The following is a 10990-nucleotide window of genomic DNA, read 5'->3' as shown; positions in this document are numbered from 1 at the left end:
ATGTGTATAAGAGACAGATAATGTGCTGGTCAAATGGTATGCCAATAAATTAGACACTGTTGATGAAATCTACCTATACTGGGTTGTTAGCATAGCAGAGCTTGCAGGGGCAGCATGGGACCACAGCCTTCACATGGTCCTTGGTAAGATACCCCAATATATAGACGAAAAGATTGAATATGTAGATGGTGGAAGCGGCGAAGAATTAGAGAGGTTCCTTGAACCCCTTGGAGAGTGCCTTATAAGTTATGTTGGGCACCCTCAACCCTTAACTATTCCTCGTTACATAAAAGGGGTAAAAAAGGTTGTCATAAAAGGGGCACTCATCCCTCTATGGGTAGACCGCCTCATTAAAGAACAGAGGGATACAGGTTTCTTGAGTAAAGAACCTATTGAAGTAAAAGGACAGAAGATAGTCCCATATGATCTTACACTTAAGCTCTGGGATTCAATACCAAGAGGTAGAGACAATGGCCCACAGGCATCAGGATTAAAGGTTATTGTAAAAGGCACGAGAGGAGGTAATCAGGTAACATATACAGCAGACATAGTGGGAAGAATGGCCCCAGGGACTGGGTTACCTGCTTCTATTGCAGCCTTGATGTTCAGTGCGGGTGAAATAAAAGAAAAAGGCGTGGTTGCCCCTGAAGGCTGCATAGACCCTGAAAAATTCCTTGCAGAGTTGATAAAAAGAGGGGCAAGGATACATCAAACAGAGACTGTGAGGTCTATGTTAAAAGTCGAATAAATGGATTTTAAACTAAAAATTTAGGAGGAATTGATATGAAAGAAGGACAGCGATTAAACATAACAAAGAGCCTTGCCCTTTATGAGGAAGCAAAGACTCTTGTTCCAGGCGGGGTGCTTGGTGCAAGAAAACCAACTGATTTTATAATGGGTGAATATCCAATATTTCTTGAATATGGCAAAGGATGCAGATTAATTGATGTTGACGGAAATGAATATATCGATTTCCTATGCGGTTATGGACCCATTATACTTGGATATAGGGAAGAAGAGGTTGATGACGCAGTTATAAAACAAATAAAGGAAAAAGGCTTCTGTTTCTCTCTAACCCAACCCTATCAGAATGAACTGGCAAAAAAATTAAATAAACTCATACCTTCTGCAGAGTTGAGTATATTTCTTAAGACAGGTTCTGATGCAACAACTGCAAGTATAAGAATTGCAAGGGCTTATACAAACAAAATAAAGATAATGCGCTGCGGGTATCATGGATGGCATGACTGGTGTGTTGAGATGAAAGGCGGCATCCCTCAGAAATATTATGAGGATGTATTTGAATTTCACTATAATGATTTAGATTCTCTTGAAAAACTAATGGCAGTTCATGGGAATGAAACAGCAGCGATCATAATGACACCTTTCGGACATCATCTCCATCAGAAGATGCAGACCCCAAAACCAGGTTTCCTGGAAGGTGTAAGGGCATTGGCTGATAAATATGGGGCTGTTCTGATATTCGATGAGGTGAGGACATGCTTTAGATTAAGGATGGGTGGTGCTCAAGAGCTATACGGTGTTAAACCTGATCTCACTGTCCTTGGGAAAGGTATGGCAAATGGATATGCCATAAGTGTTGTCACAGGCAAGCACGATGTAATGATGGCTGCTGCTTCTAAGCTATTTATATCATCAACTTTTTTCCCAAACAGTGATGGGTATATTGCAGCATTAAAGACCATTGAAATACTCGAACGAGATAAGGTTATTGAGAATATATGGGAAAAAGGTGAAAGATTCCTGAATAAGATTCAGAAGGTATTGGATAAATATGACACAGGCGCTGAACTTTCAGGTGTTGCGCCTATGTTTTTTATAACCTTTGAAAGAGGTGATGCTGAAACAAAGCGGGCAAAAAGGACTGAATTTTACACCCAGATGATAAGAAAGGGTTTCTTCTTTACGCCACATCATCATGCCTATATCTCATACAGACACACAGAGGAAGATTTAGATTTAACTGTTAAAGCAATAGACGAATCTATGGAATGTGTAAAAGAAAAATTTGATAAGTGATAAAATCCATAATTTTTTATTTTGAGTGGTTTGCAGGTTTATAAAGTTTGTACTTGGATTAGCTTTAAAATAAAAAAGGGGGCTTAACTTAGCCCCCTTTAAAAAAATCTATTTGTTCTGATAAGGAATATTATGTTAACTTTTATCTTATTGTCTTTTTAACTTAATCTGGGAGACCTCCTTCTCTGTTAATAACCTGTATTGACCAGGTTCAAGCCCACCTAGCCTTATATTTCCTATACGGACCCTCACTAGTTTTAAAACTGGATGATGGACTTTTAAGCACATATTTCTTATCATCCTATTTTTTCCTTCTTTAATAATAAAAACATACCAGTTGTTTTTGATTGATGGTTTTAAAAATTCTATTCTTTCTACCTTACAAAGTGAATTATCAATTAAAACCCCTTTTCTCAATCGGAGGATGTCTTCTCTTTCGAGTCTACCTTTCACTTTTACATAGTATTCCTTTTCTATCTCATGCTTGGGATGCATTATAATATTTGCAAATTCACCGTCATTAGTAAAAAGGATCAACCCTTCTGAATTGTAATCAAGCCTACCGACAGGAAAAAGTTTTCCTTCAATATCAATAAGTTCCCTGGCAATCTTTCTTCCTCTATCGTCTTTTAAATCAGATATGTATTTAACAGGTTTATACAATGCGATATAGATTGTCTTCTTATTATCTTTTATCCTGACATCATCGAGCATTATGACATCTTTATTACAATCTATATCAAATGATGGGTCTAATATTGTCTCATTATTGACTTTTATCCTGCCAGCCTTTATTATTTCTTCAGACTTTCTCCTTGATGCAATACCATAATCTGAGATAAATTTAGATAAACGCATAAATTTAACTTTATAAAATTATTAGAAAAATTATTTTATAATATACATAACTACATTTATGAGTTACACGATTTCTCATCCAAATTAACCATTTTCAGAAATGCAATTTTCTCCTCAATATCCTTATCTGTATCCTTAAAATGTTCTGCAATTTCCAGAAATTCATCAGCATTTTCAACAAAGGCATCAGTCACATCAGGGTCAAAGTGAATACCCCAGCCTTCTTTAATGATCTTAACAGCTTCTTCGTGAGGTAAAGGGTCTTTATAGACACGTCGACAAATAAGGGCATCATAGACATCTGCTATTGCCATCAATCTCGCAGATATAGGGATTTCATCACCACCTATCCCTAGAGGATAACCGCTACAATCCCATTTTTCATGATGATATAAACATATCTCACCAGCAAGGCTTAAAAATGTATTCTTTTCATCACAGAGCTTTTCTGCTTCTTCTATTGCATGTTTGCCTAAAAGTGTGTGGCTCTTCATGATTTCAAATTCTTCTGGTGTAAGGCGGTCAGGCTTGAGTAAAATCCTATCTGGTATCCCTACCTTACCTATATCGTGCAAGGGTGCTGATTTGTATAACAGTTCAATATTCTCATCAGTAAGAAAATAACCAAAACGTGGATATTTCTGAAGTTTTTTAGCCAGTAGTTTTACATAGCTCTGTATCCTTCGAATGTGATTCCCAGTGTCGCTATCACGCGTCTCTGCAAGAGATGCCATAGCCATAATAGTCATGTCCTGGGCAGTGGTCAATTCCTTTATCCGCCTTTTTATCTCTATTTCGAGATATTCATTCTTATCCTTGAGGAAATCTCTGGCAGTCTTTAGGGTAAGGTGTGTCTTAACGCGAGCAAGGACTATAGGAGGGCTAATAGGCTTAGTAATGTAATCTACTGCCCCAAGCTCAAAGCCTTTTTGTTCATCTTCCACTTCAGCCTTTGCAGTAAGAAAAATTACAGGGATATCTGCTGTCTCTGGGTTTTCTTTGAGTTTCTGGATGACCTCGTAGCCATCCATCTCTGGCATCATTATGTCAAGGAGGATTAAATCAGGCATTGGTTTTGCGGCTGCAACTTGGAGGGCTCGGGAACCCTTATTTGCAACCTTAACTGTATAAACGTCCTTTAATAGGCTACTCACCAGGGCAAGATTCGCTGGGGTATCATCCACAACAAGGACAATCGGTTTTTGTTCAAAGCTTAATACATCTGCCATATATATTACTCCTGAAAAATCAATGAATTCTTTAAGTTAGTACTCCTTGTCTTTTTTTTGGCATTTTATCTTGTTTTTCTACCCTTTAGTAATGAACTTAACATTGACATACTCTTAGCGGCATCATCAACAATTAGGATAGTCATCATCTTGTGGAATTCATAATAATTGCTCATGCTATATCCATTAGACTGATTTCAATTTATTGTAAGTTATATGCCAATAGCAATCAATAGTAATTAATATTAATTTTTCAATAATTTTTATCTCTTTTTTCCCATCATATATTCCTTTTTAGATTCAACCTAAATGAACAAGAGGCACATAATCTCCACAATTGGATACAAAGCTTTACACTTTTTCCCTACACTATTCAAAAATAGTATTTATACACCTTATTTGCCTTTTTCAGGAATTCAGAAGGTAGTTTTATGCCCTGGGCTTTTGCTGCATTCTCATTTACAGCAAGGGCAAACCTTTCAACAGGCCCCCAAGGGACATCACCTGGCTTCATACCCTTTAGAATCTGAACTGCCTTCTTGCCAGCTGCATAGCCAACCAGATAGTAGTCCAGACCGTATGCAGCAATTGCCCCTCGTTTGACACTCTCTAAGTCACCAGCGAAAAGGGGTATCTTTTTCTCATTGCATATTTTCACTATCTCTTCCAGGCCTGCAACGGTAGTGTTATCAGTGGTAATAACGATGATGTGCACCTTACTAACAAGAGAATTGGCAGCCTGAGGTACCTCTTTGGTACTGCTTATAGTAGTCTCAATCAGTTCTATCCCCAGCTTCTTTGCCACCTCTCTCATCACCTTCACATGTACTACAGAATTCACCTCAGCAGGATTATAAATGGTACCCCATTTCTTTGCCTTTGGGACTAGTTTGGCATAGGTTTCCATCTGTAATTGCACTGGCCACTGGTCGCTCACCCCTGTCACATTTGTGCCTGTTTTTTTTCCCAGGAGCGCTGTCTTTTGGCACAATACCAGCTGCCACTGGGTCTGTGACGGATGAGAAGACTATTGGAATATTTTTTGTTGCTTTTACTACAGCCTGGGTATTAGGGGTAGCAATACTATGAATCATGTCTACCTTCTGATTTACAAATCTCTGGGTTATTTCTTCGGCCTTTTTCATATCACCCTGGGCATTCTGACGATCATAGATAACATTTACTCCTTCCTTAAATCCGGATCCAACAAGAGCTGCCTCAAAACCTTTCTCGTCCGAGTCAAGTGCCTCATGGGAAACAAATTTGACAACACCAATTCGGATTATCTTCTTGTCCTGGCATAAAACAGTGTTAGGGGTTAAGACAAACAAAAGGAATAAAATTGTGCTGAGCCCATTAACCAATATTCGGAAACCCTTCAAAGGAGTTTTACTTACCAGTGACATAGTAACCTCCTTTTGCATCTTAAAAACCTATTTATTTTCTGCCTCCTTTTTTTATCATGTCAATTATTTTCTCAGCACCCCTTTGCATATCCTCTCTGACACAATCTCAAGAGCTTTCTTTGCCCTTCTCCACGCGGAGCCAGAAAACATATCCCTCTTGCCTTTGGTGAAGGTTGAAATTCATATCTCCTTTACCCTATACATTATTATAAGCCTGTCTACATATATTCTCCGCCTTTTCAAAATCAAACACCTCTATTGCTTTACCTATGGCATCAAGGTCAGAGGCAGGAAGTACTGCTGAGAGGTCATCTCGGTTTGTTTCAAAGAGTTCACCTGCTTCAGAGTCGGAGTTCCCAAGGAGATTAATCAGCTTTTCAAGAATTGCCCTTCCCTTGATTGGATCTCCTGATATAGAGGGGGTAGAGATTTCTGCTTGAATCCCCAGAGCAGTGGATAATGAGCTGACCATCACAGAAAGAACTTCATCGAGGGAATCGAGTTTTGGTTTCAGCATATCTTCCGATTCATTGTTTCTTATAGCAGCCTCGACATCTGCTGCCTTTTCCTGAACCTCTGATGCACCAATATTTCCAGAGACCCCCTTTATCGTATGTGCAGTCCGCTCCGCATCATGTCTCTGACCGAGAGCAAGCAGAGTCCGTATTGTTGAAACAGCGTCCTTCTGACTCTCTACAAACTGTATAAGTATTTTTCTATAAAGCTTTATATTATTTGCAGTTCGCTTAAGTCCTGAAGCAGTATCGAGACCAGGGATAACAGGGAGCGTATCAGAGGCAGGCTTATAGCTCGTGGATTCTGGAGATTGGCTTTTTAAAGTAGGAGACTGAAGGTCTGTTTCTGATTTTTGATTTTCCCTCTCTGAAACAGATGAGACATCAGCAGTTGTCTTATAATATCTCATAAGTGTCTTATACAGAGTTTCTGGGTCAATAGGCTTAGTGACATGGTCCTGCATCCCGAGTGCCTTTGTCCTCTCCTGTTCCTCCACCATAGCATGGGCAGTCATGGCGATGATGGGGAGCTTATCGAATCGTGGGTTGGCTCTCAGCCGTCTTGTTGCCTCGTAGCCATCCATGACAGGCATCTGAAGGTCCATAAGGACTACATCAAAGGTGCCATCAGGAGAGGATTCAAGTATGTCGATAGACTCCTTGCCGTTATTTGCCAATGTTACCTGGGCACCTACTGATTCCATGAGCTCCATAGCAATCTGCTGGTTGATCTCATTATCTTCTGTAAGAAGAATCTTCATACCTTTGAGGGAATAGGAGTCATAATCAGAGGTGGCTTCCTTATGGATCGTTTCTTCATCTCTCCCAAAGAGCGTCACAATGGCGTCCAAGAGCGAAGAAGGACTTACAGGTTTAGAAAGGAAGACATCAATGCCTATCTTATATGCTTGATCACGAACGACTTCTGTGTCATAGGCTGTAAACATAATAACAGCAGGCTTTTTCTCTGGAGGGACTTGTGAGAAGATTCGGTTCGTTGCCTCGATACCATCCATGCTTGGCATCTGCCAGTCCATAAATACTATCTGGTATGGGTCATTGCCCTTTACTTCATTCATTACAGCGGCAATGGCCTCTGGGCCGCTTCCTACCATATCGGGCCTTAAGGTGAACCCCCTTAAGAGCTCCGATAGTATCTCTCTGGCTGCAGGATTGTCGTCAACTATAAGGACATGCATGTCTTGGATAGATTCGGGAACAATCCTCTTTTTAGCCTTCTCTTTAGTCAGTCCGAACCATGCTGTAAAGATAAAGGTTGAACCCTTGCCATATTCGCTCTCCACCCATATCTCGCCATCCATCTTCTCTACAAGTTTCTTACAGATTATAAGCCCCAATCCAGTGCCGCCATATTTCCTTGTTGTTGAGCTATCAGCCTGGGTAAAGGAATGAAAGAGCTTTCCAACCTGCTCTGAGGTCATTCCTATGCCCGTGTCAGAGATAGAGAACTTGATTTTTACCCGATCGTCCTTTTCTTCAACCTTCTCTATCTTCAGAGTTATCTGACCCTTTTCAGTAAATTTAACTGAGTTGCCCATGAGGTTTGTGATAACTTGATTTATCCTGAGAGGGTCACCGATGAGCCCCATGGGTACATCCCTTGCAACATCAAAGAGGACCTCAAGACCCTTGTCGTGAGCCTTACTCCCCACAACAGTACTGATATTATTGAGGACTTCATCAAGGTGGAAAGGAATCTTCTCCACACTGAACTTCCCTGCCTCTATCTTGGATAAATCAAGAATATCGTTTATAATACCCAGAAGTGAAACTGCAGCGGAATGGGCTTTGGTGATATAATCCCGCTGTTTGGGAGTAAGGTCTGTTTTAAGTGCGAGGTGGGACATACCTATTATAGCATTCATAGGTGTCCTTATCTCGTGAGACACATTTGCAAGGAAATGAGATTTTGCCTTTGTGGCTGTTTCAGCGGTCTCCTTTGCCTGTTTTAACGCCTCCTCGGCTTTTTTCCGCTTAGTAATATCACGAAAACTAACGACAGAGCCTATGACCTTATTATCTTTATAAATGGGTGTTGCCGAGTATTCAACTGGTATAGCAGTTCCATCATATCTCCAGAAGACTTCTGTATCAATGGCATGGAGTTTTTCTCCTAAGAAAGCGGTCTTCATAAGACATGTATCATAAGGATATGGGGTGCCGTCTATATGGGAGTGTTGGAAAACAGTGTGGAAATGTTTGCCAATAATATGCTCTGCATCATAACCTAACATAGTACAGGCAGCAGGATTAACAAAGGTAATACATCCTTCTGTATCCATACCAAAGATACCCTCATCAGTAGATTCAAGTATTAGGTGGATACGTTCTTCAGCAACCTGACGTTCCTCTTGCTCCATGGCTATTCTTAAAGATGCAGCAATGGACTCAGAGGCATTTTCCAACCATTTTCTTTGTTTATCTGATATAGGTTCAATAAGGCACAGTTCTACCACACCCACTAAAGCCCCACTTGATTTGAGGGGATAGGTTATGACCTGGGCAGGAGTTACAGTTCCTATACCGAATTGAATCCAGAATGACCCATCAGTAGGTGTGGTGATTATTGGTTCGCCTTTTAGTGCACACATACCAATAGTGCCTTCATTGAGACCAAAGGACTCAGGCAATGCTATATTGGTAGGAAGGGCATAATGTGCCTTTCTGTAGAGTCTACCTGCTGTCTCAAGAACAAATAAGGCTCCTCTGGGTGCCTTGAACAAGTCGATGATTGTGTCAAGGGCATATTTTGATACCTCTGAAATGTTTTTGGCATTCTGAATACGGATGTTCAGATTTGAAAGGGCTTTTTCCAAATTTGCCCTTTCTTCCATTTCAATGGAATATAATCGAAGCTCTTCTGTTCTCTCACTCACACGTTGTTCAAGCTCCATATTATAGGCCTCTATTTCACTCCGTAGGCGTATCTGTTCAGCCATGTCAGATTTTGTACGACGTGAAAACATGATGCCTACGCCTAAAAGAAGCACAAGGGCACCAATCCGCATAGCTAGAAAAGCCAGCCTGATTTTGCTAAAACGCTTTGCCATTAAGTTCAACTGGACCACTATAGCGTCCATTGCTGTCTCGCTATCGAGTTCATAAGTCTTCTTTGCGAATTTATATTCATCGCCAAACAGAATATCCCTTGCCTTTTCCCAATTGTTTTTATTCATTAGATCAATGACATTCTTTTCTATGGCATGGAGTTTATTCAAGCTGTCACTCAAGGATGAAACTTCCTGGAAGAAATTTAGCTGTTTTGCAAGCTGAGCCAAATTCTTTATAGTCTCTTCTAATTCTTTGTAGACAGTATCGTAGCTTGCGGTACGGAGTGGATTCTTCTCAAGGACAGCAAAAAGAAACATGTTTGTTATTTCCTGATTGAGTCTAACTATACGTTCCCGTACTTTATCTATTTCGTGGTGTCGGGCATACAATGTTTCATATCTGTAATCTACATACACTCCAATAAGAATGGTGAGGGATAGAATCCCCACGGCCGTATACAAGGACTTTACATTATTTATGATTCTCATATTCCTCCCCACCTGATTTTTTCTCTAATTTTTTAAAAATAGTCATCTGTATACCTTGTTTTCCTTCTTTACAAATTCTAGTGGAAGTTTCAAGCCACGGGCATTCTGACGATCATAGATAAATAAGATTTGCTCGTTCTTTGAATCTTGAGATGCGGCAAGGACTGCCTCAAAACCTTTTTCATCAGAATCGAGCGCCTTGTGTGAAACGAACTTGACAACCCCGAATTTGCATTTTTTACCAGCATTAAATTACTGTAAACAGCATATAACTTTTATACAGTATTGCTTCAATGTTATAGAATCTTGTAAGAGCTATATTATCTTTCAAAACACAGCCGTTGGAGAGAATATTATAAAGACCCTCCAATATAAAATCCTGAATGACTTTAATTTGAATAATATTCATAAAAAAAAGTTAATTTTATTTGGAACATTTTAACATATGGAGAGAGTGAATTCACATAAAAAATATAAAACTTAAAGACTTCTTATCAAAGTAGCTAAATTTAGCTCAAATTTATACTGAAAGGATATAAAACCTCTGCACCTTTTTTATTTTTAATGAGTGCCTTGCCTTCATATCTACCTGAAGGAACATCTTTTATATTCCATTTGACATCGCCTGTGTTATTATCAATGACCATTCCTTTTGGGGCTTCGATAAGAGAAAAAATGAGTCCTTCTTTTGTAGCATCATCCATTAAAATCTTAAACACCATGATATCGTTTTCGATTTTAGGCTCTGTCATGCCCATAACCTTTGGAACAGTAGAATGTACAGTTAGACTTAAAACTCTCGGTTGACCCTCCTTATCTTTGAAAATAGATGTGATTGTCAGCCCTATTGTATCTCCTTCCTTGAAACCAGTTATGCTATCTCTGTCATAATTTTCAATGATTTTCCCGTTTATCTTCCATTGAAAACTATACTCAACATCTGGTTCTTTTTTTTCTATGACAACCCTTACAACATCTCCATCGCCGGAAGTTATGAGTTCAAGCCATGCCTTCTCTATGGTTGGAATATATATGGATTTTGGTTGGATCACTTCTATTTTCTGTGCGGCAGGATATTTATCTGAAAGTCCTTTCTGGGCGATTTTTTCTTCATCTTTCAGAAAGAGATAAATGATTAAAAAAAAGAGTATAACCCCGATTATAAATATAATAGCTCTTTTGTCGAATTTTATTTTTTTCTTTATACTTACCAATATCTTTTTTGATTTTTTAGTAGGCATAAAGGACTTCTAATTGTGCCCGTTCCTGAGGGTTCTGCTGTTTTTCCCCCTGCACTTCAATACTGTACATATAAGGAAAGTGCTGGGGTGTGATTACACCACTTGCAGATTCAGCCACCCCTGTACCTTCAAGCATAACAC

8 protein-coding genes are annotated in these 10990 nt (G+C 39.4%); 2 read left to right on the top strand and 6 right to left on the bottom strand.

Annotated elements, in window-relative coordinates:
* The first annotated feature begins 22 nt into the window (after positions 1 to 22).
* On the top strand, positions 23 to 748 hold the full coding sequence (locus N2257_09240) for a hypothetical protein (GenBank protein ID MCX7794568.1): 726 nt from the start codon (positions 23 to 25) through the stop codon (positions 746 to 748).
* Positions 749 to 783: 35 nt separating this feature from the next.
* A complete protein-coding gene (locus tag N2257_09235) occupies positions 784 to 2040 on the top strand; it encodes an aminotransferase class III-fold pyridoxal phosphate-dependent enzyme (GenBank protein ID MCX7794567.1) in 1257 nt (418 codons plus the stop codon).
* 147 nt (positions 2041 to 2187) lie between these two features.
* Here N2257_09235 and N2257_09230 read toward each other — a convergent pair whose 3' ends face one another.
* From N2257_09230 to N2257_09205, 6 genes are all read right to left on the bottom strand, one after another.
* Positions 2188 to 2898 carry an rRNA pseudouridine synthase gene (locus N2257_09230; GenBank protein ID MCX7794566.1) on the bottom strand — a complete coding sequence of 237 codons (711 nt, stop codon included), beginning with the start codon at positions 2896 to 2898 and terminating at the stop codon, positions 2188 to 2190.
* Positions 2899 to 2954: 56 nt separating this feature from the next.
* Positions 2955 to 4127, bottom strand: coding sequence for a two-component system response regulator (locus tag N2257_09225; protein MCX7794565.1), 1173 nt, complete (start codon positions 4125 to 4127; stop codon positions 2955 to 2957).
* A 373-nt stretch (positions 4128 to 4500) separates the two neighbouring features.
* On the bottom strand, positions 4501 to 5034 hold the full coding sequence (locus N2257_09220; GenBank protein MCX7794564.1) for an ABC transporter substrate-binding protein: 534 nt from the start codon (positions 5032 to 5034) through the stop codon (positions 4501 to 4503).
* A complete protein-coding gene (locus tag N2257_09215; GenBank protein ID MCX7794563.1) occupies positions 4979 to 5533 on the bottom strand; it encodes a hypothetical protein in 555 nt (184 codons plus the stop codon). Before N2257_09215 ends, N2257_09220 begins: the two co-directional genes overlap by 56 nt.
* A 196-nt stretch (positions 5534 to 5729) precedes the next feature.
* Entirely contained in the window at positions 5730 to 9608 is a 3879-nt protein-coding gene (locus tag N2257_09210; GenBank protein ID MCX7794562.1) for a response regulator, read from the bottom strand.
* A gap of 509 nt (positions 9609 to 10117) precedes the next feature.
* The gene (locus N2257_09205; protein MCX7794561.1) at positions 10118 to 10849 is read right to left on the bottom strand and encodes a hypothetical protein; all 732 of its coding nucleotides are present in this window, start codon (positions 10847 to 10849) and stop codon (positions 10118 to 10120) included.
* Between the last annotated feature and the right edge of the window lie 141 nt (positions 10850 to 10990).

This window comes from Thermodesulfovibrionales bacterium, from assembly GCA_026417875.1.
Taxonomy (GTDB): domain Bacteria; phylum Nitrospirota; class Thermodesulfovibrionia; order Thermodesulfovibrionales; family CALJEL01; genus CALJEL01.
The sequence above is the reverse complement of the archived record's forward strand: the minus strand, read 5'-3'. Positions and strand labels throughout refer to the sequence as shown.